Source organism: Zwartia lucis, assembly GCF_965234455.1.
Classification (GTDB): domain Bacteria; phylum Pseudomonadota; class Gammaproteobacteria; order Burkholderiales; family Burkholderiaceae_B; genus Zwartia; species Zwartia lucis.
This window is the reverse complement of record NZ_OZ248476.1, coordinates 1-26782: the sequence shown is the minus strand read 5'-3', so window position 1 is coordinate 26782 and position 26782 is coordinate 1. Positions and strand designations below refer to the sequence as shown.

Annotated in this window: 20 protein-coding genes and 3 tRNA genes; 13 read left to right on the top strand and 10 right to left on the bottom strand. The window is 48.9% G+C overall.

Annotated features, from left to right (window positions below):
- Positions 1 to 8 precede the first annotated feature (8 nt).
- From miaB to AC8GE9_RS15675, 6 genes are read left to right on the top strand one after another with little or no spacing between them, the layout of a single operon-like run.
- Entirely contained in the window at positions 9 to 1376 is a 1368-nt protein-coding gene (miaB, locus tag AC8GE9_RS15700; protein WP_506678109.1) for a tRNA (N6-isopentenyl adenosine(37)-C2)-methylthiotransferase MiaB, read from the top strand.
- Complete coding sequence (locus tag AC8GE9_RS15695; protein ID WP_506678108.1) at positions 1373 to 2401, top strand: PhoH family protein; 1029 nt, start codon at positions 1373 to 1375, stop codon at positions 2399 to 2401. Before miaB ends, AC8GE9_RS15695 begins: the two co-directional genes overlap by 4 nt.
- A complete protein-coding gene (gene ybeY / locus AC8GE9_RS15690) occupies positions 2373 to 2870 on the top strand; it encodes an rRNA maturation RNase YbeY (protein WP_506678107.1) in 498 nt (165 codons plus the stop codon). The genes AC8GE9_RS15695 and ybeY overlap by 29 nt, the downstream gene beginning before the upstream one ends.
- A 48-nt stretch (positions 2871 to 2918) precedes the next feature.
- Positions 2919 to 3806: a CorC family transporter gene (locus AC8GE9_RS15685; RefSeq protein WP_506678106.1), complete on the top strand. Its 888-nt coding sequence runs from the start codon at positions 2919 to 2921 to the stop codon at positions 3804 to 3806.
- Positions 3803 to 5455 (top strand): apolipoprotein N-acyltransferase, encoded by a 1653-nt coding sequence (gene lnt, locus AC8GE9_RS15680; RefSeq protein ID WP_506678105.1) that lies wholly within the window; start codon positions 3803 to 3805, stop codon positions 5453 to 5455. The genes AC8GE9_RS15685 and lnt overlap by 4 nt, the downstream gene beginning before the upstream one ends.
- Entirely contained in the window at positions 5452 to 6600 is a 1149-nt protein-coding gene (locus AC8GE9_RS15675) for a GNAT family N-acetyltransferase (protein ID WP_506678104.1), read from the top strand. The genes lnt and AC8GE9_RS15675 overlap by 4 nt, the downstream gene beginning before the upstream one ends.
- Before the next feature lie 30 nt (positions 6601 to 6630).
- Here the strand turns inward: AC8GE9_RS15675 and AC8GE9_RS15670 are convergent, their stop codons facing one another.
- Together AC8GE9_RS15670 and AC8GE9_RS15665 are read right to left on the bottom strand one after the other, a co-directional pair.
- The gene (locus AC8GE9_RS15670) at positions 6631 to 7062 is read right to left on the bottom strand and encodes a helix-turn-helix domain-containing protein (RefSeq protein ID WP_506678103.1); all 432 of its coding nucleotides are present in this window, start codon (positions 7060 to 7062) and stop codon (positions 6631 to 6633) included.
- Between the two features lie 38 nt (positions 7063 to 7100).
- Positions 7101 to 7388, bottom strand: a complete 288-nt coding sequence (locus AC8GE9_RS15665) for a DUF4258 domain-containing protein (RefSeq protein ID WP_506678102.1) — start codon at positions 7386 to 7388, stop codon at positions 7101 to 7103.
- A 254-nt stretch (positions 7389 to 7642) separates the two neighbouring features.
- On the opposite strand from AC8GE9_RS15665, the gene AC8GE9_RS15660 reads away from it, so the two are divergent.
- The 5 genes from AC8GE9_RS15660 (at position 7643) to AC8GE9_RS15640 (ending at position 9216) form a co-directional block, all read left to right on the top strand.
- Positions 7643 to 7718 (top strand) — tRNA-Ala (locus AC8GE9_RS15660).
- Between the two features lie 28 nt (positions 7719 to 7746).
- Positions 7747 to 7822, top strand: a tRNA-Glu gene (locus AC8GE9_RS15655).
- A 38-nt stretch (positions 7823 to 7860) separates the two neighbouring features.
- Positions 7861 to 7937, top strand: a tRNA-Asp gene (locus AC8GE9_RS15650).
- A 95-nt stretch (positions 7938 to 8032) separates the two neighbouring features.
- Positions 8033 to 8530 (top strand): transcription/translation regulatory transformer protein RfaH, encoded by a 498-nt coding sequence (gene rfaH / locus AC8GE9_RS15645; RefSeq protein ID WP_506678101.1) that lies wholly within the window; start codon positions 8033 to 8035, stop codon positions 8528 to 8530.
- 2 nt (positions 8531 to 8532) lie between these two features.
- On the top strand, positions 8533 to 9216 hold the full coding sequence (locus AC8GE9_RS15640; protein WP_506678100.1) for a sulfotransferase family protein: 684 nt from the start codon (positions 8533 to 8535) through the stop codon (positions 9214 to 9216).
- A 56-nt stretch (positions 9217 to 9272) separates the two neighbouring features.
- Here AC8GE9_RS15640 and AC8GE9_RS15635 read toward each other — a convergent pair whose 3' ends face one another.
- From AC8GE9_RS15635 to AC8GE9_RS15620, 4 genes are read right to left on the bottom strand one after another with little or no spacing between them, the layout of a single operon-like run.
- On the bottom strand, positions 9273 to 10106 hold the full coding sequence (locus tag AC8GE9_RS15635; RefSeq protein ID WP_506678099.1) for a hypothetical protein: 834 nt from the start codon (positions 10104 to 10106) through the stop codon (positions 9273 to 9275).
- A 6-nt stretch (positions 10107 to 10112) separates the two neighbouring features.
- Entirely contained in the window at positions 10113 to 11066 is a 954-nt protein-coding gene (locus AC8GE9_RS15630; RefSeq protein WP_506678098.1) for a glycosyltransferase, read from the bottom strand.
- 13 nt (positions 11067 to 11079) lie between these two features.
- The gene (locus tag AC8GE9_RS15625; RefSeq protein ID WP_506678097.1) at positions 11080 to 11718 is read right to left on the bottom strand and encodes a methyltransferase; all 639 of its coding nucleotides are present in this window, start codon (positions 11716 to 11718) and stop codon (positions 11080 to 11082) included.
- A gap of 19 nt (positions 11719 to 11737) precedes the next feature.
- Positions 11738 to 14350, bottom strand: a complete 2613-nt coding sequence (locus AC8GE9_RS15620) for a glycosyltransferase family 2 protein (RefSeq protein ID WP_506678096.1) — start codon at positions 14348 to 14350, stop codon at positions 11738 to 11740.
- Positions 14351 to 14510: 160 nt separating this feature from the next.
- On the opposite strand from AC8GE9_RS15620, the gene AC8GE9_RS15615 reads away from it, so the two are divergent.
- Together AC8GE9_RS15615 and AC8GE9_RS15610 are read left to right on the top strand one after the other, a co-directional pair.
- A complete protein-coding gene (locus AC8GE9_RS15615) occupies positions 14511 to 18026 on the top strand; it encodes a glycosyltransferase (protein WP_506678095.1) in 3516 nt (1171 codons plus the stop codon).
- 221 nt (positions 18027 to 18247) lie between these two features.
- On the top strand, positions 18248 to 19648 hold the full coding sequence (locus tag AC8GE9_RS15610) for a glycosyltransferase family 39 protein (RefSeq protein WP_506678094.1): 1401 nt from the start codon (positions 18248 to 18250) through the stop codon (positions 19646 to 19648).
- Between the two features lie 179 nt (positions 19649 to 19827).
- On the opposite strand, the gene AC8GE9_RS15605 is transcribed toward AC8GE9_RS15610, so the two are convergent.
- The 4 genes from AC8GE9_RS15605 to AC8GE9_RS15590 all read right to left on the bottom strand — a co-directional run.
- Positions 19828 to 21036 (bottom strand): HlyD family type I secretion periplasmic adaptor subunit, encoded by a 1209-nt coding sequence (locus AC8GE9_RS15605; protein WP_506678093.1) that lies wholly within the window; start codon positions 21034 to 21036, stop codon positions 19828 to 19830.
- A gap of 1 nt (position 21037) precedes the next feature.
- Entirely contained in the window at positions 21038 to 23353 is a 2316-nt protein-coding gene (locus AC8GE9_RS15600; RefSeq protein ID WP_506678092.1) for a type I secretion system permease/ATPase, read from the bottom strand.
- 11 nt (positions 23354 to 23364) lie between these two features.
- A complete protein-coding gene (locus AC8GE9_RS15595; protein WP_506678091.1) occupies positions 23365 to 24693 on the bottom strand; it encodes a TolC family protein in 1329 nt (442 codons plus the stop codon).
- On the bottom strand, positions 24690 to 26782 hold a 2093-nt coding region (locus tag AC8GE9_RS15590), incomplete at its 5' end, for a hypothetical protein (RefSeq protein WP_506678090.1). The genes AC8GE9_RS15590 and AC8GE9_RS15595, both read right to left, overlap by 4 nt.

Below are 26782 nucleotides of genomic sequence, written 5' to 3'. Positions count from 1 at the left end.
GCACCATCATGCAAAAAACAGACAATCCCAAAAGAGTATTCATCCGCACCTTTGGCTGCCAGATGAACGAGTATGACTCCGACAAAATGCTTGATGTTCTGGGACAAGAACGTGGCGTTGTCGTCACACAAAATCCCGAAGACGCTGACATCATTTTGTTCAACACCTGTTCCGTGCGAGAAAAAGCGCAGGAAAAAGTTTTTTCCGATCTGGGTCGTATCAAACACCTCAAAGCACTCAATCCCGATCTCGTGATCGGTGTAGGTGGTTGCGTCGCCAGCCAAGAGGGCTCGGCCATCGTCGATCGTGCGCCATATGTCGATGTCGTATTTGGTCCGCAGACTCTACACCGTCTCCCTGAGCTCATCGCTCGCCGACGCTCCGAAGGTCGCTCACAAGTCGATATCAGTTTTCCTGAGATCGAAAAATTCGATGCGATGCCTCCCGCGCGTGTCGAGGGCGCGACTGCCTTCGTCTCGATCATGGAAGGCTGCAGTAAATATTGCAGTTTCTGTGTCGTGCCCTATACGCGGGGCGAAGAAATATCACGTCCGTTTGAAGATGTGTTGACCGAAGTCGCCGACTTGGCTGATCAAGGCGTCAAAGAAGTCACTCTGCTTGGACAAAACGTCAACGCGTATCGCGGCCGCATGAGCGCAGACGCCAATGCCGAGATTGCTGACTTTGCCACACTCCTCGAATATGTACATGAAATCCCAGGTATCGAACGCATTCGCTACACCACCTCACACCCAAAAGAAATGACGACACGCATGACCGAGGTCTATGCGCGCTTACCGAAACTCGTGTCTTTTCTTCATTTGCCGGTTCAAGCAGGCAGCGATCGCGTCCTGGCCGCCATGAAACGCGGCTACACCGCGATCGAATTCAAATCCGTTGTGCGTAAATTGCGTGCCGCGCGTCCCGGACTGACACTGTCCTCAGATTTCATCGTTGGCTTTCCTAGCGAAACCGAAGAGGACTTCGAAAAGACCATGAAACTGATTGAGGAAGTCGGTTTCGACACCTCCTTTTCGTTTGTGTACTCACGTCGCCCAGGCACACCTGCCGCCGACCTCACCGACGATACCCCACAGACAGTCAAGCTACAGCGCCTGCAACGCCTGCAAGCACGCATCAATGAGCAAGCGCATGCGATTGCCCGCAGCATGGTCGGCTCGACCCAACGTATCCTCGTTGAGGGGACTTCTACGCGCGATCCCAACGAGCTCTGTGGTCGTACCGAAAACAACCGTATCGTCAATTTTCCCGGGCATCCTCGATTGATTGGCCAGATGATCGATGTTGTGATCACCGATGCGATGACCAACACATTCAGAGGTCGCGTCGCGATTCAAGACGAGGTCACGCAATGAGTCGCCCCCACGTCAAGACTTCCTCGCGTGCGCGTCCCCTACCCGTCAAAATGACGCTTGAGGGCAGCAACCAACAACTAGCCAACCTGTGCGGTCCCCTGGATATCAATTTGCGTCAAATCGCCGACGGTCTCGACCTCGAGCTGACCCGGCAAGGTAACAAACTCACGATTCGTGGCGCGCATGCCGAGGCCGCGAGCAAAATGCTGTTCGCGTTTCATGACCGTGCTGCGCAACGAGCCTTGTCTGTCGATGACATTCAGCTTGGCTTAGTCGAGATTGGCGTGGGTCGCTCCATCAACCCCACCATGTCAGCTTTCGATCCAAGCGAATTTCCACCGCTCGATGACGAGAGCGGCACCATCGCCTTGCGCACACGTCGTAGTGATTTGCGTCCTCGCACCCCTAGACAACGGGACTATCTCAACAACATCCTCAAGCACGATATCACCTTTGGCGTGGGTCCCGCCGGCACAGGTAAAACCTGGCTGGCTGTGGCGTGTGCGATCGATGCGATGGAGCGCGATACCGTTCAGCGCATCGTACTGACACGTCCAGCCGTCGAGGCGGGCGAACGTCTAGGTTTTCTCCCTGGTGATCTTGCTCAGAAAGTCGATCCCTATCTACGTCCACTTTACGATGCGCTCTACGACTTGATGGGTTTTGAGCGCGTGCAACGTTTATTTGAAAAGCAATCTATCGAAATAGCACCATTGGCTTATATGCGAGGTCGTACTCTGAGCCATGCCTTCGTGATTTTGGACGAAGCGCAAAATACGACTCCCGAACAGATGAAAATGTTTTTGACGCGCATCGGGTTTGGTAGCAAAGCCGTCATTACTGGCGACCCCTCGCAGGTTGATTTACCCAAAGGCCATAAAAGCGGCCTTGCACATGCGGTGAAAGTGCTCGAGGACGTCAAAGGCATCGCCGTGACCAAATTCACCAGTCGCGATGTCGTGCGGCATCCTTTGGTGGCCCGTATCGTCGACGCATATGAACAAGCTGAACAAAACGCCAGCTGAGCTGTCGCTCACCATCCATTACGCGGTCGAGGCGCCAACGCTGCCGCGCTGGAAAATACGACGCTGGGTTGAGCGCGCGATGCTCGCAGCCCAAAAAGATGGCAAAATTTCTTTTAACCGTATGCAAGTTGGCCTTCGTCTGGTCGGAACAAAAGAAGCGCAACAACTCAATGCCAGCTACCGTCACAAAGACTACGCCACCAACGTGTTGACCTTTGAGTATGGCGTGCAGCCTGATGGCACCGCCGCAGGTGATATTGTTATTTGTGTTCCTGTTCTCAAACGCGAGGCCAAAGAGCAGGGTAAAGATTTTCTTTGTCATGCCGCGCATTTAATGATTCACGGTACCTTGCATGCGCTGGGCTTCGATCACGTCAAGCCGAGAGAAGCTCAACACATGGAATCCTTAGAAACACTTATTCTCGCGTCGATGGGGATCGATAACCCTTACTTGATCCAAGAGAAATGACGCGACTTTCAGGTTATCCTTATCTTTCCTAAACTCTGTCCTTGGACGATGTCAGATCCCTATCCTGCTGCCGACGTATCTACTACGTCGGCCAAGCCAAACCGCCCCCGCCTGCTTGATCGCATTCTCTCGCTAGTTCGCCGTGAGCCCGAAGACCGCGAAGGCATCGTAGCCGTACTCGATGCCGCCCGCGAACGCGAGCTCATTGACGCCGACGCCTACTCCATGCTCAAAGGCGCTTTAGCCGTTTCTGAACAAACCGCAGTCGACATCATGGTGCCGCGCGTACGCATGGATTTACTGGACGTGTCGCAACCAATCGCGACCCTCATGCCAGAGATCATCGAGACTGCGCACTCACGTTTTCCAGTGTTCGAGGGCGCTCGGGACAACATCATTGGCGTGGTAATGACCAAGGACCTCTTACGTCATCTGCTCAATACCGAGTTGACACTGCGCGACCTCGTAAGACCTGCTGTTTTTATCCCCGAATCCAAACGCCTGAACGTCTTGTTGCAAGAATTCCGTCGTAATCGCAACCACATTGCAATCGTCATCGATGAACATGGTGGCATCACCGGTCTCGTCACACTCGAAGACGTACTTGAGCAAATCGTCGGAGCAATTGAGGACGAGTACGACGTAGATGGTGCAAAAACGATTTTCCCTGATGGCGTGCACGCTTGGCGTCTCTTGGCCACGACCGAAATCGAAGCCTTTAACAAAACCCTGGATGCTGACTTGCCAGCGGGTGAGTACGACACTGTGGGTGGCTGGCTTGCGCATGAGCTCGGCCATATCCCCAAACGCGGTGATGCTTGTCAACATGGCGACCTGCGTATCGAGGTCATGCGCGCTGATGCGCGACGCGCACTTTGGCTTCGTGCCAAAGCCCGCCGCAAGGCCGAACCAATGCGAGTCACACCTCTAGCGTGAATACGCTCTGGCTCAAAGGACGACTCGCACTCGGATTGCTCGCAGGCGGCGCACTCCAAGCACTGAGCTTTGCGCCTGATCCGCTACCACAATGGGCGCTGAGTCCCTTACAACTTTGCACGATGGCATGGCTCGTCACATGCATATGGCGCGCGCCCAACGGCCTGTTCGCCGCTCGCAGAGCCTGGTTGTTCGCTTTGGGTCATTTTGTTGTCGGTTTGTACTGGTTGACCATCAGTATGTATGTGTATGGGTATATGCCCATGCCACTCGCGATTGTGGCCCTGGTCGCGCTAAGTGCCTATTTGGCTTTATTTGCCAGTCTGGCCGCATGGCTCGTCCATCAAATAAAAGCCGTTTCGCAATCCTCACTCTCCGCAACACTGTGGTCAAGCTTCGCTTGGGCAAGCGCGTGGACCATTTCCGAATGGCTGCGTGCCACACTTTTTACAGGCTTTCCTTGGCTCAACATCGGTTACGCACACGTCGATAGCTGGTTCGCCGGTTGGTCGAGTATTTTAGGCTTGTATGGCGTGACTTTTGTGACAGCCTTTAGCGCAGCGGCGATTGCTGCGCTGGTTGGACTCCGACCAAGAACCCAAGTTCAAACCCATCGCGATACAGCCACGCGCGCCACAACAGCCCTGCACGGTGTAGTAGGCTTACTCGCGCTCGCGTTTGCGTTCATCGGCCTGGCCCTCGGACATATCCAATGGTCGACCCCTGCCGGTTCACCGCTCGTGGTACGACTCATTCAAGGCAATGTCGATCAAGGCGTGAAATTCTCACCTGACCATCTTTATAAAATCATTCAGCAACATCAGCGCCTAGCCGCTACCCCCGCGCCAGCCGGTAGTCCACAACCTCAGGTTGTACTATTGCCCGAAACGGTGATGGCCGTGTTTCAACATCAAATCGCACCCGCAGCTTGGCAGGCCTGGATCGATGTGGCGAAAGCTCAACAAAGCACGATCCTGATCGGTTCTGCGCTGTATGACACCAAGACCGGTGCTTACACCAATAGCGTCATTGGCATCGATGCTGCCACAACAGCGCAACAACTGGTCGAAGCCACCATGGTGCAACGCTACGACAAAAGTCATCTGGTGCCTTTTGGTGAGTTTGTTCCCTTTGGCTTTCGATGGTTCGTCAACTTAATGTCGATTCCGCTCGGTGACTTTACGCGCGGGACGTCTAAACAAAAACCATTTGCCATCGCTGGTCAACGGATTGCGCCCAATATTTGTTATGAGGACGTCTTTGGCGAAGAGCTACTGCCCGCCGTGCGCGGGACTGTCGGCGCACAGGATGGTGCGACTATTTTGGCAAACTTCAGCAACCTCGCATGGTTTGGCGACTCGTGGGCGTTGAGGCAACACTGGCAGATGTCACGCCTACGCGCCATCGAAACATCCCGCCCCATGTTGCGCACGACCAATACCGGCGCGACCGGTGCGATCGACCATCGCGGCCACGGCATCGCACAACTGCCTCCCAACCGCGTGGGCGTGCTCGACACCACTATCCAAGGGCAGCAAGGACTCACGCCTTACGTGCGCATAGGTAATGGACTGATCCTCGGGCTCTGCGTACTGATCCTTTTTGCAGCGTGGTGGAGGGGTAAAGGCCACCTCGACCGCAGCGTATGAGCGCGCTCCGTCTCCAAGCGATCGAACACATCGCCGACGTCGAGCCTAAGCAATGGGATGCACTTGTCGCAGCGAGCGGGGGCTCTGTACTAAGCCAACACGCCTTTCTTCAGGCCTTTGAAACCTCAGGGAGCGTCGCCCCCGACACCGGTTGGCAACCCAGGCATTTTTTATTGTGGGAAGACGAGCAACTGGTGGCTGCGATTCCACTCTATGCCAAGAGCCACTCCTACGGCGAGTTTGTATTCGACTGGGCTTGGGCTGAAGCCTACCAGCGTAACGGTTTGGAGTACTACCCCAAATGGCTCTCAGCCATTCCCTTTACACCCGTGCCTGGTTCAAGGCTCCTGACAACGGAAGCCTACCGTGCGTTAGCTGCAGCCGCCTTGTTGCAGTGGGCTAAAAAGAGCGGCCTCTCCTCTCTCCATGTGCTTTACAGCACGCCCGAGGACACCGAGGCGCTCCTTAACGCCGGCTGTATGCGTCGGACCCACACACAGTTTCATTGGTACAACCGCGACTGGCCTGATTTCGATACCTTCCTAGCGAGCCTGACACAGCCCAAGCGTAAAAAAATCCGTGCCGAACGCCGTAAAGTCCGCGAAGCCGGCGTGACAACTTGCGTTCGTTCAGGTGCGCAAATCACCGCAGAGGACTGGGCGTTCTTTTATCGCTGCTATGCCAACACCTATCATGTACGTAGAAATACGCCCTATCTCACGCCGGAGTTTTTTCTGTCGGTCGGGCAAACACTGTCTGAGCATTGCGTCATGGCAATCGCCACCCGTCGCGATCAGCCAATCGCCGCTTCGTTGCTGTGGCTCGATACCGTCAACGGTCAACGCAAGCTGTACGGCCGCTACTGGGGCGCACTTGAACACGTCGATTGCTTGCACTTTGAACTGGCATACTACACGCCACTTGAATGGGCGCTCGCGAATAATATCGCCGTGATCGAGGGCGGCGCTCAAGGCGAACACAAACTCGCCCGCGGCTTTGAGCCCGTGCAGACCCAATCCGTCCACTGGCTCGCGCACCCCGGTTTTGCGGATGCCGTAGAAAAGTTTCTAGAACGGGAGCGCGCTGGGGTGGATCACTATTTGGGGAGTCTGAGCTCGCCATTTCGGGGGGAGATTGGAGACTGATTAACAAACCATTACTTGATATTTTGATGCCTACGCTGCCAAGCGCCAACCCGAGCGCGTATCGGACAAAATGAGCTTTCCACCTTGTCGAGAGTCAAGTTCTATCAATCGGTTAATCATTTCCTGAATTTTAACGTTTCCATCAAGCTTTTCAAGATACAGCAATCTAATTAGACGATCGTAACCCTTAGGCATGCGACCACGACGCTCCCATAGCGACACCGTTTGTTCAGTGCTACCCAAGAGATCTGCTAACCGCTTTTGCGAAAGTCCGAGCTCTTTTCTTAGAAATCTAGCTTCAGTCGCACTTAAGCTGGACTTCGCAGCGATTGAGCGGCCGATAACCTCATGCAAGTCATCGACATCGCTAATCGACACGGCCTTTTCTCCGTCGATCTCACAAATGTCATAGCCATTCGTCAGCCAAACATTTTGTAATCCGCTTTCAGTGTAGTGATACATGTAAACCTTCATCCTTCAGAAGACCGTAATTACAGCAATCATTTTTCCTTGAATGCCTTTTTTAAAGCAACGGCAACATGCACTTCATCACCTGCGTTTAAGTGCCGCATTGTGACCCTAACATCCCCCCTAATATCTAAATGCGCACTCTCACAAATATGACCAAATCTCAAGCAGCATAGGACCTGTTTAAAGGTAATGCTTCTTTGGCGCATACGCGTTTTGGCATGCGACAACATATAAACATTGGCGCTGTCTGTTGCTAGCTCACGAACCGTACGTAAAGCATTTGCGTCGTTAAGACGAATAGGAATGACGTTGATCATACCCATAATTATTATTGGTACGATACAGGAATGCTAACGTTTTTACATCCTTAAATAGACGTTACATTTTGACTTAACCGCACATGCATGATGATCTCTGAAGTGACGCCGACTTGCGCGAAACCCAAAATTTGTGCATAATCCCGTTTCTTCGCTGTCGACACATCCAACAGTAATGTTGGGTGCCATTATCGAAGTCAGCACCTCCAAAGTTCTCTCAGTTCGGTTCTTTTGCGGTCTGTACTGAAATTCTTGGGGGTATAGCTCAGCTGGGAGAGCGCTTGCATGGCATGCAAGAGGTCAGCGGTTCGATCCCGCTTACCTCCACCAGTCTAAGCGAGGAGTTGTTTTTAGTCCTGTCCCCTTCGTCTAGAGGCCTAGGACATCACCCTTTCACGGTGAGTACAGGGGTTCGAATCCCCTAGGGGACGCCAGTTTTTTGGCATCAAGCAGTTTTAGTTTTTACCGCTGCGGAGCGGTAGTTCAGTTGGTTAGAATACCGGCCTGTCACGCCGGGGGTCGCGGGTTCGAGTCCCGTCCGCTCCGCCAAGCACGTAAAGTATGCACCAAATACATCAAGCGCCTTTATAGACGCTTTTTTATTGTCCGTCTCAAACATACTGCGAAAGATGTAGACTAGTACTATGAACTGGTATGTCATCCACACAAAACCCCGCCAAGAATCTCGCGCGCTTTTAAATCTAGAGCGTCAGGGGTACGAGTGCTTTTTACCCACGATCGCAAAAAAGAAAGTCGGTCACACTGCACTTGAGCTCGTCACCGAGCCGCTGTTTCACAGATACTTGTTTATCTCACTCAATACGGATCTCAACAGCAAAAGCTGGTCACCCATTCGATCAACACTTGGCGTGAGTAAGCTTGTGACATTTGGTAGCGAGCCGGCAAAGGTTCACCATCACCTGATCACTCAGCTCAAAGATAATGAAACTAACCTGAGCAGTCAGCCTCAATCGCCCTTTCAAGCAGGCGACATTGTCACCATTCGTGACGGTGCGTTTGCGGGGATTGAAGCCGTCTATCAGATGGATGATGGAGAGGCACGTGCCATGGTGCTGATTGAACTACTTCATCGACCGACACGCATGGCGATTCCGATTACTAATTTGCAACGGGCGAGTTAACTTTGCTGAATTTCCTGGGTATTGGCGCTCAAAAATGCGGCACGACTTGGCTGTTCCAGACGCTTAGCGCTCATCCAAAGATTTGCTTTCCTGCCGGCAAGGAGATTCATTACTGGAATCATCCGAACGACAGATCCGTTGACTGGTACGCGGATCTGTTTTCTGATAACAAGCTTTGCAACGGAGAGATCACACCAGCGTACGGCATCCTCCCGACAGCGACCATTCACCGCATACATAGTCGCTGGCCGAACTTGCGTCTCATATATTTGACTCGAAACCCAATCGATCGAGCATGGTCTGCTGCTCGAATGGCTTTAATGCGTGCAGAAATGACCCATGAAGAAGCATCAGATGCTTGGTTTATCGATCACTTCTACTCTCAAGGTTCGCTAGCACGTGGTGACTATGGGGCTTGTATCCGCAACTGGCTCAGTATCTATCCAAAAGAACAACTTCTTGTAATAAGCCTTGAAATGATCGCAGCAAATCCGGTAGAAATGGCAAACCGTTGTCTGACGCACATTGGTGCATCCCCCATCTTCACCTCTAGCGATCGCGAGAACCTCTTAATAAAACTCTTCGAAGGCGATCGGATACCTCTTCGACCAAGTCTTGCACCTGTACTGCACGAAATATACAAAGAAAAAATGAAGTGTATGTCAGAATATCTGATCAAAATCTGACTATTCCAATTCAATACATCTCCCGCTGCATTCAAACTCAACGTTTAAGACAACACTCATCGGCATAAGAGCTCAACACTCTCCCTCGTGTAAAACTGCCAATAAGCGCCTTCTGTAGCAAGAAGCCTCTTGCCAATACTTTGAAGAGTCCTTTGGTCATAGAGTGGATTGCTATTCCTGCTTGCCAATGGCTCGCACAAAGCCTGAGCAATCGGCGTAATAGTTTGAAGGTTCGCCCCACCCGAACTAATGAGATCTTCATATCGAAGGATACGATTTACCGGAATATAACGCTGGTATTGCTCATAAAACCAGCTCAAAAGATGCAATTGACGGGCTGTTTTGTCGCCAATACAAGCAAGTGCCTGCCGAAGCTCCGCATCTAGGCCTTCCGCAGCTGGCGCATGGCCGTTTTCCACAGGCATGGCCACACTGCTCCATGAAGCCAGAACCGAAAGAGGATTACGGATCACCGCATAACAAGGAAAAAAAAGGACGAGCTCACGAAGAAGTGCTGTGAATGCTGCAGGATGCTTAATCACCAAAAGGAACCCAGGATCTAATTCTTTTTTCACTTTAATCAAACCCAGCGGGGATATGCTTTGGCGCAATCCTGATTGGGTTCGTGTCTCGCCGACCGGGTTATCAGGCACGGCGCCTAAAATGTTCTTTGAAAGAACTTCCTTTCGAAAAGAAATAGACGCTCTAGCTTCCTGAAAAAATTGTCTAATTTCTTGACAGATGACTTCGCGAGACTCAAGTTTAGAAAACTGGTTGACATTCATAGGCTCATGCAAAGCCACTGCTTGAGGCAACTTGTTCAACAAATGGCATGTCAGTGTGGTGCCCGATCGCGGAATCCCTGTCAGAATGATGTTCTCTTGTTCCATGTCAATTCACCACAACAATTCAATATTATCCAGTAACTCCAAGAAAGCCCTGCGCTCCTCGAGCAACCCATGGTTTGCAACGGTCCGAGCTGCATTAATCTGCATCTCCTGAATCTTGAACGGAGAAATTCTCAACGCGTTTTCAGCATCATAAAGAATATTGGCTAAAGTGTAGGCAGGTACAAAGCTGTTTAGTCCGTTGATGCAGAACGAGCGATTGCCGACACAATCGGGACAAACCACAAGCGTTCCTGCTGCCATCCCCTCCAGCGCTGGCAAATAAAATCCCTCTTGATATAAGGGCAAGAATACAGTGACTTTTACCTGATTGAGAAACTGAAGAAACTCAGAGCGAGGGAGAAACTCAGTCAGAAGTTTTACCTGAAGTCCTAGGCGCTGTAGGGACAAAGTGAGGTGATCACCAAATTGAGGCTGCTTGACGGCAACTATTAAGACGTCGAGCAGACGGTCAACATGATGACTCGGCGCAGGAATCAGAGAGCGATCAATCCCATTGGGGATCACATACAAAGGACCATTCACTTTGTGCGATACTTCAATCGCTTCGCGAATCTGCGGACTCACACAAATGCGGATTGCTTTGTGTTTTAGAAACTCAGATCGAGTATCGGCAGGCTCAGAATGCGTAAGCCCTTGTATCAAATTGATAATCGGAATATCAGAGTGAGTGCGCTGGCTCTCTGAGAGCCTCAACCAATCAAAGCCTGCCAAAAATAATACATCAGATTGCCCAGCTGGGCACTCCTCAAGTTCATGACTACTTATACCCAACCATGGGTTACTTTCATCCCATCGCGAATCTTTTGTAAAACTAATGCGAGGCACATAATCTGACGATGCTCTAACGTGATTGTAATAATCCCATACCTTTAAATGTCCTCCAGAGAAGCCTCTAAAATCTCGATAAAAATAAACAGTACGCGGCAGGTGGTTCAACATACTCATCGAATACTTATCTTATAAATTTAAGGATTGTCTTTGAATCATGGCCTTGGTGGCCGGAAGGGAATCCGAGTGAAGCGATCGTACCCATATCTTGAACTTCGAATCCGTATTTCTGCCCCATCTCTTTGTAAAAGTCCATCGTTCTCCACACTAGCGGAAACTCCCGCCAGACTGCATCATTAGACTCTCCTATATTGACATTGGCGTAGAAACATCCTGAAGGCCGGAGTTGATTTCTAATAAAACTCAAAGCGTCACTCAAAATAGAATCTGTCATATGTATCAAGACAGAAAATGCCCAAATAAAGTCAAATTTTTGTTCGATACTTAAGGTCGACAAGTCACTCGCATGAATAAGCGTAGGCTTTTTATCTAACAGACCTTCTTCTCTCAATTCTTTATCAGCTTCACTTAATACCTCTGCACGCACGTCAACACCAAAATAATGACCGACGTGTAGGTAACTGATTATCGGAGTTCCACCCCGTAAGGTGCCACAGCCCAGATCGAGCAAATAGTGCTCTCTACTTAAACCAATTTTTTTGAGGAACTCAATCTGAAAATCACGTTTCATCCTCCAAAGGTGGGGAGGACCGACTAAAGCATGACGATTTTTAAGGTCTACAGAAAGATCTAATTTTTGCATCGCAGTATGGTTTCCTATGTCAACCGGCGTCGGCTTTCTGTACAAAATGTTTGAAATTACAAAGTTTATCAATCAGCTCAGTTGTAGAAATAGAGGGCGGCAGAACAATGCCTTTTGAGTAACTTCGGACTGTATCGCCTTGCGCTCCGATGTCAAAGGCAAAGACGGGTAATTCAGTTGCAATACATTCATGAGTGGTATAAGAAAAAGTCTCAGGCCAAATGGATGGTAAAAACCAAAAATCTATCGAATACCCCTTGGCAAGATCACTGATTTGATCTCGTGAATACCGACCATGCTCACTAAGTTTTTCATGTGAATAAGACGAATCTAATTCACCGATAATGACTATTTTTAATCTGTCACCTGCCGTGCGAGCGATTTCATGTAAAACCTGTGCGCCTTTACTGTATACGATTGAACCTAGAACACCCATCACAGGAACTAAATTTTTTGTTGAATTTACTTTTCGAGACGGAGTATTTAATTGATGTGGTTTAACATTGATTTTATGTTGAAGTTGTGGCCAAACTTGTAGCAATATTTTTTTACTTGACTCTGAAAACACCTCGATTTTGTATGCTCGCTCAATTAAAGAGAGCCAATTAGATCTCCACTCACTAATTGTCTTAGATAAATTTCCCGTTTTATCTTTTATGTTTTGGTAACACCCTTCACACACTGAGGATATCGGGAGTTCACAGTATCTATCCTGATCACTCATTAAATTATATGAAGGACAGAGCGGAAAAAAATCGTGGAATTGAATACGAAAGCGATCATGGCTTGTCATATGCTTGACTAAGCTATTGATTAAGTTAAAAGGAGACTTAGAGGCCACCAAGCAAGAATATACAATCTCTTTCATAGGCAGCATTTTTATATATTCACTCAATTCATCGAGTTGAATGTTGCCTTGCGTCACACCATTTGAGGTATGCAACTCTAACCACAAGGTTCCATTGATATCACCTTCGCGTATGACGACTGAAGATTGCTGACGCCTTATTCGAGAGACGATGACTGACTGTAACCAAATCTCAGCACCTCCACCTAAACGATGGGCAAAAAAAACAGGGATCTCTCCCTCTAAACCGATCATGACCAAACCGAGTGCGAGGCGTTGCCCAATCGCGGGATCCTCAGAAATAAATCGTTGTACGCGAAAGTCATAATCTGAGTATCGCTGTTGAATGAGTTGGTTGTTGTTGGTGATTAAAACTTCCTTATCCGCACCAAAAGACATGCCTCCTCGATGCTCAACAAATAACGCTCCCGTGAGCATATGCTTACCCCCCAGTTGAATCGCTTGCTGACACCAATCAACCTCTTCGCCATAGCCACGTCCAAAAGAAATATCGAAGCTAGGTATCTTATTAATCCATTCCTTCGACATCGCCATGCAAAAGCCAACACCTGTTGGAATTTCTATCAGAGTGTTGATGGGATCAAATTGGCGCGCAACGATATCAATCTTGTCAGCAACCCCTAGGTGTAGGTTTTCGGGTTTGCATATTAATGGGACATTTGCGATTTCCCCATTGTTCGTCATCGGAGTCACCGAAGACACCCGTGGATCCTCAAGTATTGGTGAAATCAGACGCTCTAACCAACCTTCAGGCACGAAAGCATCTGTATTTAAAATCACTACATGTCCTAAAGCTTCCTTCAACCCACGATTCACAGTATGAACAAAACCTTGATTTGTTGATTGCTTGATAAATTTGCTAGAGGGGCGTTTAGCAACAAATTCAGCACAGAGGTGAGAAATGCGTTGATCTGTTGAGGCATCATCAATCAAGATAACGATATGCTCAAATGCTGTGTAGCGATGAAGCCTTCCCAAGCATTCGCAGACATCTTCAAACGCATTGAATATAGGCACAATGATAAAGACAGGTTCTTGAACTAAAGGTAGAGCTTGCGCCTGCGCGAAGCCTCGAAACAACCCTGTTTTGGCAGTTGGCGCACGCATAGCCTGACAAGACTCATACTCTGTCTTTAGTATCGAATCAAAATTTGAGTGATGACCCATGCTACTCAGTTCTTTTCGAGCATCTTCAATATAGCCTGCCAGTCTTTTTAATTTCACAGACCACAATAACGCGGCATCTCCCATCGCGTCAGCGATCTTTCTGATCGCACCGAACATTCGATCTTCGTCTGCATCAGATCTAAATCTATAATCTAAAGCAAAAGAAGATATTGCCCACTCCGCTTGAAGGGCAGAAGGTGGCGCATGTTCAATGTAATCCAAGAGCTCTGGATAGCGGCCCAGTCGCGTTAATGACAAAATGTATAGTCCGCTGGCACTTGTGTCATCCGGCAAGGACTCAAGCAATTCTTTGGAAAGTTGTGCGGCTAACTCAAACCTACAATGCTCAATCTCAAGACGGGTGATTTGAAGTTTAATCGGCCAATGATCTTTGAATGATCTGCTCAGACTACTTACAAGCTTTTGTGCCTTTTCTAACTCTTTGGCATGAAGGAACGCATCGAGTAATAGGGCGAGCTCTTCAAATAAGAAGTCACTATTCTTAATTTCAACGCGACCGAAATCATCTAGACGCGTGTTTTGAGCATCACATTTTTCTAATTTAGCTGTAGATCTATCTTGATCTGATTTATACATGTATGAAAATAGGAAAGAGCCTCAAGACGATTGCCAATAGGCATTGCGGATGAGTTTAAAATGATCCATGATCACATAATCACCGACCATGTAACCGATTAGGTTTTATAACTCCGTACGAAGTGTTTCACAATTCCTTAATTCGGGTTGCACAACTTCCTTGAAATCGCCTTATCAAATATCAAAAAATGAACGTACTAATATGAGCAACAACAACCCATGCCAAAAATTGGTTGTTGTGCTTGGCATGCATCGCAGTGGCACGAGTGCCATCACACACGCTTTGACAACAATGGGGGTAGAACTTGGTGACACTCTATTGATACCGATGCAAAGTGTGAATGAAAAAGGATTCTTCGAAGATATTGATTTTACGTCGCTTAACGAAGAACTACTTCGAGCGTGCGGGCGAACTTGGTTTAGTTTGGAACCCTTGCAATCATCTGAAGCAGACTTTCTATGCAACCGTGGCTATTTACAAAAAGCGATACAACTTTTGAGGAAAAAAGTATCGACGCATCAATTTTTTGGTCTAAAAGATCCGAGAACAGCCAAACTCTTACCTTTCTGGTCTCGTGTATTTAGTCTCTGCGATCTCGACGTAAGGTACCTTTTAGTATTGCGCCATCCCATGAGTGTCCAACAGTCACTCAAACTCCGGGATAGATTTGAATCAGTTTTATCATATTATTTATGGGCTGAGCACATGCTGGCCGCACTCATATACAGCCAAGACTTGCTTAAGATCATCGTCGACTATGATAGTTTTGTCGAAGATCCTCAAAATGAAATCCTTCGCGTCGCAAGACGACTAGAAGCAAATATAGATCAAGAAGCGCTTGAGTCATACCAAAGAGATTTCTTAGAACAGAGCTTGCGACATACGCACTTTAAATTAGAAGATCTCGAAAAAAATAACGATATTCCAGTTATCGTAAAAAAAATCTATCGATTCCTTTTAGAAAAAGTGAAATCCAATGATTTCCTAGTAACCCAAAATGAGACGGTCTTAATTCAAAAATGGCAAGAAGAAATCAACGAGATTCGCCCACTCTTTAGACTAGTAGATCAACAACAAGATCAAATCACTGAGCTTAACGCTGAGACAGTTCGTCGAGGTGAGTGGGCCTTAGGATTAAAGAATGATATTGCTCATCTCAACACTGAATTAAAACAACGAGAAGATCAAATCACTGAGCTAAACGCTGAGACATTTCGAAGGGGTGAATGGGCTCTAGGTTTAAAGAAAGAAATAGATCAACTCAACACTGAATTAAAACAACGAGAAGATCAAATTACCGAGCTTAACGCTGAGACAGTTCGCCGAGGCGAGTGGGCCTTAGGCTTAAAAGCTGAGCTCAAAGATGAGCGAGAAAAATTACGTCGGATTTCTTCGAGCAACTCTTGGTTAATCACCCTTCCTTTGCGTGAACTGAGGCGCTGGATTTCATCACCTCTACAACAAACAAAAAAGTATATAAAAAAGGCGCTGAGTCTAACTAAAAAAATTTACCAATCACTCCCAATTAGTATTCAAACAAAAACAAAACATCGGAATTTTATTTCTAAAATTTTTCCTCAGCTATTGGTGTTATCAAATAGTCATCCTAGCACTATCACCCACTTTACAGCCCCTCATAAAAACGTTAGCCAACCTGCGAGCAATCTTGCCACGACAGAGCTCAGTGAGATAGCAAGTCTTTTATCATTTCCTACATATGATCAACCACTCGTTTCAATCCTTATCCCCGTTTACGGGCAAATTCATTACACCCTGCGTTGCTTAGCATCCATTACTCGCCATCTGCCTAATATTCCATTTGAAATTATTATTATTGATGATTGTTCGCCTGATCAATCCACTAAATTTTTATCCCTCATCAAGGGGATTCGTTTATTAAAGAATGAAGACAATCAAGGCTTCATCCGCTCCTGTAATGCTGGAGCATCTGTAGCAAAAGGCCAATATCTCTATTTTTTAAATAATGATACTGAAGTGACTGCGGATTGGTTAGATGCTTTATTGAGGACTTTCTACGAACTTCCTGGAACGGGTCTTGTCGGTTCGAAACTCGTTTATCCAGATGGTCGCTTACAAGAGGCTGGCGGCATTATTTGGCAAGACGGAAGCGCGTGGAATTTTGGTCGTCACCAAGATCCATCGCTACCTATTTATAACTATGCGCGCGAGGTTGATTATTGTTCTGGTGCTTCAATTATGGTGCAGACTGCACTTTTTAAGGAATTAGGAGGTTTTGATGAGCACTACCTACCGGCCTATTGCGAAGATGCCGACTTAGCTCTGCAAATACGCGCCAAAGGGTATCGGGTGATTTATCAACCCCTATCCACTGTGATTCACTTCGAAGGTATCACCTCTGGCACAGATACCACTCAAGGTACAAAAGCATATCAAGTCGTCAATACCGAAAAGTTATTTACACGATGGAAACAACGACTCGCGTCTCATCAAGTATCTGGACAGGATGTTGATCAGGCAAAAGATCGCACTGTGAAACGTCGCGTACTAATGTTAGATCATTGCACGCCGACACCTGACCAAGATGCTGGTTCAATCGATGCCTATAACCAAATGATGTTGTTTCGGGAAATGGGCTTTCAGGTCACCTTCATTCCTGAGGATAATTACCTTTTTGTCCCCGGCTATACACCTGCATTACAACGTGCTGGTATTGAGATGCTCTATGCTCCTTATGTTGCAAGTGTTTCGAAGCATCTAAAGGAGTTTGGACAGCGCTACGATTTGGTTTTCATCTCGCGGCCTGTCACTCTTGAGCGAAATCTAGCTTTAGTACGCAGATACTGTCCCGAAGCTAAGATCTTGTTTCACACCGTTGACTTGCATTACCTTCGCATGTCAAGGGAGGCAGAACTCACACAATCTGAGGATGCAAGACGTAAAGCCGAGCAAATGAAAGAGATGGAGTTACAGCTGATACGACTTGCTGATATGACGACGGTTGTCAGCACGTACGAAATTTCAATCCTTAGTGAAGAACTCCCTCACCACAAAATCCGACTTTTACCATGCGCTAGATTGACACAATCACCCAAAAAAGGATTACTAGAGCGGAGAGATATTGTGTTTATCGGTAATTATCAACATCCGCCTAATGTAGATGCAGTCAAATTCTTTACTCAAGAAATCATGCCGCTCCTTCGCCAATCTCTGCCTGGAGTCAGATTTTATGTCGTTGGCAGCAAGCCATCACTGGATATAAAGGAGTTAGCCTGCGTAGACATCATTATTACTGACTATATTCCAGACCTCACTTCCTTTCTGAATAACATCCGTCTCTCTGTCGCACCTCTTCGTTACGGTGCTGGTTACAAAGGAAAGATTGGAAGTGCTATGGCGGTTGGTCTGCCTGTAGTCGCGACACCTATTGCCGCTGAGGGCATGTCTCTCACTCAAGGGCTCAATATACTGATTGCAGAGGATCCCAAAGCATTTGCAGATCAAATCACCACCCTTTATCATGATGAAAATCTTTGGGACAGCCTAAGCAATAATAGTTTGAGTTTTGCTGAACAAGTGTGGGGAGCAGAGCCCGCCTGGAACATCTTGGCAAATACGCTGGCTGAAATCGACATCACCGTCACTCGTAGCCCATACCCACTCACGCTGTACACCGATCGTGCGGTTCTGATTTAAATTCATACAATATTTTTACTGGCTCTAAAATGCATGGCTCAAAAATCTCAAGCTATTTAAGTTTTTTACTCACTTTATTTTGCCTAGGTATTTTTGTATTTATCAGTACTTTCAACATTCAGACACCAGGCCTTTACTACGACGAAGCTCTTTTTGTGAATGCTGCATCTGGTGGAGTCACAGACCTGTTTGTTTACAAGCGGTTTGCAGGCATACCCACCATGCTCATGCCTTATATAGGCGCTTTAAAGTCATGGTTGTATTTTCCAATTTTCACTCTCTTTGGCATTGATATTGTCACGATTCGCTTGCCTGCAATCCTTTTAGGGGCATTGGCACTTGGTTTAACGTGGCGATATATTCATCAGCAATTCGGTGTCTTGCCCGCTTCGCTCTTTTTGATGATGGCTTCAGTCGAGCCCACTGTCATTTTTCATTCTAGATTGGATTGGGGACCGACTGCCTTAATGATGGTGCTGCGTGGTGGATTACTTTTATCGCTCACAACTTGGATTCAATCTGGTGACAAACGATATTTAATATTTAGCCTGATATGCGCAGCCTTAGGTGTGTTTGATAAGTTGAACTTTATCTGGATCGTTACTGCAGTCTTTGCTTCGGCTCTGTTTGTTTACCCCGAGCGTTTTTTTCCTGGCACCAAGACTCACCGCAGAAAGATCGTGCTTTGGTTTGGTTTCGGATCAGTCATTTTCTTTATTCTAGCCGCCTATTTCAATCCATTTAGTATTAATTTATTCAAAGAAATTGGTGTCTTAGACCTTGGTAATCGCACGTCAAGCTTCCTATCCCTTTTGAAGGATACCATCCAAGGAGTGGGTGTTTACAAGTTTGTCATAAACGGCGAACATCCCAGTTTTAGTCAACACGCATTTGTCTTAGGCTTAATTACTTTTGTAGGGTTGTGTGGCCTAGTGATCGGCCTTCGAGGTGGCAAACTAAATATTCGACCACTGATGTTTCTTGCGCTGGTGATTTTTTTCATTTGCTTTCAGTTATTTTTTACTAAGAGTGCGACTGGTCCACATCACTTTGCTACCCTTGCCCCCTTATGGCTCATCTTTATTGCTGTGGGCTTATCTGGAGCGATAGAGGCTCTACAAGAAAGATTCAAAACACTGATTCTCCCAGCAGTATTCCTACTTATGACTTCTTTAATAATCACTTCTATCAGATTGGATATTGAATATCTGAGTGGATTTAACAATCCAACCATCTCTCGTCACTGGGATCCTGCTGCCTCGGTTTTATTAACCTCTGCTCTTGAAGACCAACAGAATATCAAAGTCGTGGTCACAGTAGACTGGGGCCTTGCGACCAATGTGCAAGCGCTTTCTGAAAACCGATTAAAAGTGATTGATTTATGGCCACCATTTAATGATAAGTTATCTAATGATCAGCTTAGTTGGATTCGCACTGAATTTATAGATAAAGGTGCAGCCTTTGTCTTGCACGCCAAAGATAGGGAAACTTTCCCAAACACACGTCTCAGATTTCTTGAGGCGCTTAAAAACAACGACTGGCCTTTACGTCATACCCTCACGATTCATACGGCTGATGGTCAACCATATATTGAAGTGTATCTTCCCTTCGCCATTCAATAGTATTTCTTAGCCTGTTGATCGCATGACGCGAGGGCATCTCTAACAAATGGATGACGGCGAGGCGCGTGCGATGTGTCGATTAATCCACTTCATCGGCCCACACGAATGGCAATTCCGATCGCGAATCTAAAGCCTGTGGGTTAGTCGCTCAATCGAAAGCTCAATTCGCCTGTCTCTCATTACCGTTCCCGCAACGCTTCACCAACGACTTGTAAAGGTCCGATGATATATTCGAGCACAGTTTTTTGTCCTGTGCGGATATCGACGGTAGCAGTCATGCCCGGGGACGGCTCTATTTTCTTGCCTTTGCGCATTAGGTTCTCATCCGTAATGCGCACTTGGATTTTGTAATAGGACTCTTCGAGGTCAACGGGTGGGCTACCGGGGCGACGGGCTTTGGTTTCGTCGCGCATGGTGTCGGCGCTCAGATATTCTAGAACGCCAGCGATACCACCGTACTTGTTGAAGTCATACGCTGTGAGTTTAACGGTGGCTGGTTGACCGAGCTTGAGAAAGGCAACGTCTGCAGGGCGAATAAAGGCCTCGACAAGGGTGTCTTCGTCCGTAGGAACGATTTCCATAATGTTTTGACCTGCCTGAATCACACCACCCACGGTATTGACTAGGATATTTTTGACAATGCCGCGCATCGGTGAATAGATCGAAGTGCGTTTAAACGCATCCTCACGCGCACGGGCATTTTCCCGAGCTTGTGCAAGCTCGGACTCGACGCGTACGAGCTCATTATTGGCATCGGTCAGATAGCGGTTGCGACGCTCAGCCATGCCACCGGCAATATCGGCACGCTGTCGTTGTAGGCGTAACAGATCGATTTCAGAAATCACGCGCTTTTGGACCAATGGACTCACGAGTGCGATTTCACGATCGAGTGTGGCGAGGGACTGCTTCATCGCAGCGAGCTGGTCGTCGAGGGCTTGTTTGCGAGCTTGATAGGCTTGTCGTTCGCGCTGAGCGATGGCAGGGACTGCGAGGACCTCTGCGTTGAACTCGATCGGGGTGTCGGAGGCTTCTGCCCTCAGGCGCGCGGCCTGGGCGGACAGAGCCAACCATTTCTCGCGAGCCTCTTGAAAGATCGGGCCAGAGCGGGAGTCGTCGATGCGTAGGAGCACTTGGTCTTTTTCAACGACTTCGCCCTCTCGCACGAGCATTTCACTCAGGATACCGGCATCCAGACTCTGGATGAGTTGTTCGCGGCTTGAGGGGATGACGCGACCTTGGCCAGTCACGATTTCGTCGAGATGAAAAAATGCAGCCCAAGTCAGGCCTACCACTAACAACAGGCCGGTCGCCATGATCAACAAATGGCTGGCGCGACGCTCGTCGTCTTCGACGGTGTATTTGGCGGTTTTAGAGTCAAAGTCGCTCATGTTATTTCCCCCACTTGACGTCATAGCGGGTGGGCGTGCGAGTCGTGCGCCGGATGCCTGTTGGGCTCTGAGTCGCAGGCGAGGTCTGCCCAGGAGTGGTGCTTGTTGAGCCGCCAGTACCCGCAGAACTCGGTCCGCCCGTAGGGCGCCCGCTAGACATTTTCTTTAAAAAGTCATCACGATCCGTATCCAAAAACACTGCGCCTCGGTCGATCATCACAACACGATTGACGAGTGCGAGTAACTGGGTGCGATGCGAAGACAGAATAACCGTACGACCTTTGCACCATTCTTGCAGGACTTTGATCACACGGACTTCGGTTTGGGCGTCCATATGTGCGGTGGGCTCGTCCATAAACACGTAGACAGGGTTGCGTAACATCATGCGAGCGATCGACAAAAGTTGTCGCTGCCCACCAGACAGACCACCACCGGCTTCGGTCAGCAACATGTCCAGACCGCGCGAGCTGCTAGCCACAAGCTCGTAGAGTCCGAGACTTTTGAGGACATCGAGGATTTTTTGATCACTGATGGTGTGGCTAGAGAGCACCAGATTTTGCCGGAGTGTGCCCATGAAAAGTTGAGTGTCTTGACCGACATAGCCAATTTTGTCTCGGAAGGCAGTAGGGTCGATCTGGCGGATATCGACGCCATCGATCAACACGCTGCCGCCGAGCGGAGTGTAGAGACCGGACAGCAGTCGCAAGAGGGTGCTTTTGCCACTACCTACGGTTCCCACGAGGGCAACACGATCGCCGGCATTGACGTTCAGAGAGATACGACGCAATACTGGCTGATTGGTTGAGGAGGGGTAGGCAAACTCCAACTCTTTGGCTTGTAGAGCACCGCTTAAGTGATCTGGCACGATGTACTGCATCTCGGTGTCTTGATCGCGGGGGCGCTTCATCAAGCCTTCGAGGATCTCGAGGGCGTTAATCGCCTGCTGGTAGCGGGCTGCGAGCGACATGATGCTGCCAAGCGGTGCGATGGCGCGGCTGGCCAACATCACACAAGCGATTAGTGCGCCTAGTGTCAGCTGGTTGCTATGAATCAGATACACACCGACTACGATCACGCCCACGGTGGTGAGCTGTTGCAGCATGGCAGTCAAGCCCGTGATCAGATTGGTCACGGCGCGAGTAGCCTTATAGGATTCGGCGCTTGCCAGATTAGCGATTTCCCAACGGCGCTGTAGGTAGCGCTGTTCATTGTGGGCTTTGAGGGATTCGAGGTTGAGGATGGACTCGACCAAGACGCTTTGACGGTCGCCGGCTTCTTTCATATTTTGCCGGATGGCTTTGGTCAGCGCAGGCTGAGACAGGATCCCGACCAGAATCAGGATTGGCACGGCGATCAATGGCACGATCACGATCGGACCTCCGATTAGCCAGATGATGCCGAGAAACATAAAGATAAAGGGCAGGTCCGCGAGCAGCACCAGCGAGGCCGAAGAAAAGAAATCGCGCAGCGCGTCAAAATCACGCATGGAGCTCGCGAACACGCCGATCGAGTTGGGGCGATGCTCCAAACGGATGGTCATGATTTCACGTAAGAGCGTCGCGTTGATCGCGAGATCGGCTTTTTTACCCCCCAGATCGACCATTCTGGCTTTAAGCCAGCGCATCAGAAACTCAAAGACAATCGCTAGAGACGTGCCGATGGCTAGGGTCCAGAGTGAGGCATAGGCCGAGGTAGGGACGACGCGGTTGTAGACGTTCATCGTAAAGAAAATGGTCGCGAGCGTGAGGATATTTGCCAAGATCGTGGCTAACATCGACTCAACGTAAAACTTGCGAAACCGCCAGAGGGTGCCCCAGAACCAGTTGAATGCTTCTCCCTTAAAAGGGCTGAGAGGATCAACGCCTTTTTTGGCGCCGGCTTTAACCACGAGAATCTGATTGGTGGCGAGGGCGTCGAGCTTGTCTAACGCAATAGTTTCTTTGTTTTGCTCATCCGTCGCATCCGAAAAAGTGACGGTGGCCTCACCACCGGAAATGCTTCTCAGGATCGCAGCGCGTCCATCGATCAAAGGTAGGATGACGGGCAACACGTAACTGGGCAAGGTGGAGGCTTTAGCCTGCGACCAGGCAGCAATCATGCCGTGCTTGCGAGCCAGGTCGGGATAGGCGTCGACGCTGACACGCCCGTCATCATCGACGACAAAGCCCTGGGCCGCGCTCACGCGGTTAACCGGTAAGTCGAATTCGTGCGCGAGGGTCACGAGACACTGCAAAACACCGTCGTGGACCTTGGGCGTGTCAGCGCTTGGGGTGTGTGCCTCAGAAGCGCGCGCGGTAGAGCTCGAAGTTGCAGTCATACTTTATGTGCTTAAGGCCTGGGTGAGGCCGTTGCTGCGCCTGTTAAAGAGCCGGTGACGGGCACTGCCGAAGAGGTGGGCAATTGAGACGCTTTGGCTTGGTTTGCCTGGTAGCTATTGGCGAGATGACCAAGGTTCGCGAGGATCGTGGCACGAAAATTCAGGGCGTCGAATTTGGCGGCGACTTGGTTGACTTGATAGTTGTACAGATCGCTTTGAGCATTTAGGAGGTCTAGCACCTGACGGCGTCCGATACGGTATTGCTCCCAATAGCCATTAAGAACCGCCGAGCCGCTTCGTACTTGACCGACGGTAGTTTTGATCCGGTTTTCAGCGGATTTCCAATTGGACCAGGAGCTGCGCACGCTTTCCTTGAGGGTGAGTTGCGTGTCCTTGAGCGTGTGCTCGGCAGCCTCTAGCTTAGCTTGGGCTGTTTGGATGGAGCCGTAGGTGGTGCCCCCTTGAAAAATCGGCACAGTCACAGTCAGTTGGGCCACATAGTCGCCCTGAGCCGTCCCCTGATTCGTTTGCTTGCCATAGGTCGCATTCACTTGAGGGGAATGCTGGGAGCGGGCGCTGGCGAGGTTGGCACGTGCGGCATGGATCTGAGCGATTTGCTGTGCAATCACAGGATTAGTCTCACCTGTGAAGGAGAGCGCATTTTCTAGACTAGAGGGCAACTGACCAGGGATGGCCTCAACGCCCTGAGGTTGCGGAGGGACGCGTCCGAGCAGCATACGTTGCAGACGGGCATTGGCATCGGCCAATGCAGCCTGAGTCTGCTCTAAAGCTAACATGGCATTGTCCATCCGGCCTCTAGCTTGCTCGAGATCGACTTGGCGACCAACGTCGACTTGAACAATCGTATTAATGTACTGATAGATCCTGCGGTGAGCTGCTAGGTTTTCCGAAGCGATGCGTTGCATTTCCAGGGATCGAGCCCAATTGAGGTAGCCTTGGACGGCAGTCAGAGCCACTTGATCCCGGGTGATGTTGACCTGTTGACGACCTGATTCGGCCCGCGCTCGCGACTGCTCGACATCCGCCTCGATACGTCCGCCCGTCCAAAGATTGATGCTGACAGTAGGTGACTGGATCCAGTTATTGGGGATCCCGGGGGCGTTGTAGGAATTATAAGTACCTGACCAAGAGACTTGCGGCCAATGCGCGCCCTGAGCTCGGGTGATGTCAGCGATGGCTCCTCGTTCGTTCGCTTGCGCTGCCAAGATGCTGGGATATTGTTGTAAAGCAATCAGCACAGCCTCGTGCATATTTTGAGCGAACGAAGGCGACTGCAGCACGAGCAGCAAAGCAGTGGCAAAACATAACAGCAGGTTCACAAAATAAAATCCGCATTCGTCATTGAATTCAATTCCATCAAACCTATCTGGAAGTCAGCCGTGGTGTCACCGTTGACGTCACCATAAACTACTACGATGTCACTATCGCTATCACCATCCATATCTAAACTTTCATACCAAACTGAATTGGCTTTAGCCGTAGTGTTGTTAAAGGTGAAGGCCTGATCTCCGGATACGTTTGTATTGGCATCAATCCCACTTAGGTCAACAAGGTCGGATTTAGACACAAAATCTAAAATAAGATCCATCCCAATGATCAGTTCTATCCCAAGGTCTGACTTCGAATCTTCAATCGAGTTGTAATCAAAGACATCATTACCAAGGCCGCCTTGTAGCGTATCGCTACCATGCCCACCATTGAGCGTGTCATTTCCAGCACCAGCTGAGATCAATTCATCTCCCCTACCACCAGAAAAGTCCTCGTTCAGACTTGAGCCGTAAAAGACATCGTCATACTGACTGCCTTGGACCGCATTGACACCCGAAAATGTATCCACTCCGACTAAACCTGGATCCTTATTGTCAATCAGATACTGACTGCTGTAGGACTGACCTAATGTAAAGTCGATGGTCACCCCGGCATACGCTTGACTGAAACTCAGTTTCGTATTGCCATTTCCAATCACAGTGTCGTTTCCGAAATGTCCCTCAAACTGATTCAACGTGCCCAGCGACCCCGCGTTCAGGCTTGTCGCGCCAAATCCACTCGCATCATAGATGTCGTCACTCACCGTGCCCCAAATCGCCTCGACGCTTCTCAGGGTATCCGTTTCAAGTCCGCCAGACGCCACACCTTGGGCCATATTAAAAGTCATTCCTTGAGAGGAAATCTTATTGCCTGAGGCATCCACTGCAAACTTTACTTGACCATCGTGAATGATCCATGATCCGGTATCGAAGCGGGCCATATCCCAACCTCTTCCACCATCTATCGTGTCATTCCCACCGGCTCCTCGGAACACCTCTAGCGCATCATTTAAAGCATTTCCCCCTACAAGGCTATCGCTATAAGCGCTACCAAAAAAACCGTTGACACCAGAAAACGTATCCGCCCCAATGTTTGCCGCTTGAGTACCATCCAACCCATAAGATTGACCAGTAATCAAGTTTGCATAAACAGCAGCGCGTGCTCCATCAAACCGCAGAATGGTTTGACCATTACCGTAGATCGTGTCGTTACCATTAGCGCCTTGGAAATTGTTGGCAAGCGGAGATAATAAAGAACCCCTTGTTTCACTTGCTGCATTGAGAGATGTCAGGCTGTAGCCTCGCGCATCAAACGTATCGTTCAATTGAGAACCATAGACTCCCTCAATATTTCTCAACGTGTCAACTCCGTTCGACTTACCTGTCACCCGTCCAGCACCAAGGTCAATATTCAACCCAGTCAACGTGAGCGTACCTGACGTGTACTCAACTCGATCGTAACCACTGCCACCATCGATCGTGTCGCTGCCCAACGTTCCTCTATACATTTCAACCCAGTCGTTGGCTTTGTCACCCAGCTTAATCACATCAGCGTAACTAGTACCCTCAACAGCACTGACGCCCCCCTGAATGGTCTTTTTACCAAGATAAATACTCTTGGCCCAGCCTTGGCTGAGATCAACCTGCACCCCACCAAAGGTGTTGCCCGACGGAATACCCAAAAATAGCGTGGTCGCACCATTACCAATAATTGTGTCATTTCCCCGCAAAGCGTGAAAGCTATTACTCAGACCTGATGATCCGTAATTTCCATTGCCAGCCTGCAAACCAAAAGTTTCGGCTGAATATACATCCGAATAATCTGTTCCCACCAACGACTCAATACTAATGAGCGTATCAATACCTGTTGTTGTTTGATCTACAACAACTGTTCCCGCGCCAAGCTTGATCATGGCCCCTTTCTTGTGGTTCTCGAGCCATAGCTGGACCAAGTCAAAACCGGCACCACCGTCAAGCACGTTGTTACCGAGACCACCAACAAGCTTATCGTCGTAAGCACTTCCTCGAACCGCTTCGATATTGGTAAGGGTATCTACACCATCAGCTCCTGCAGACCGTCCGGTTGTTAGATTGACCTCAA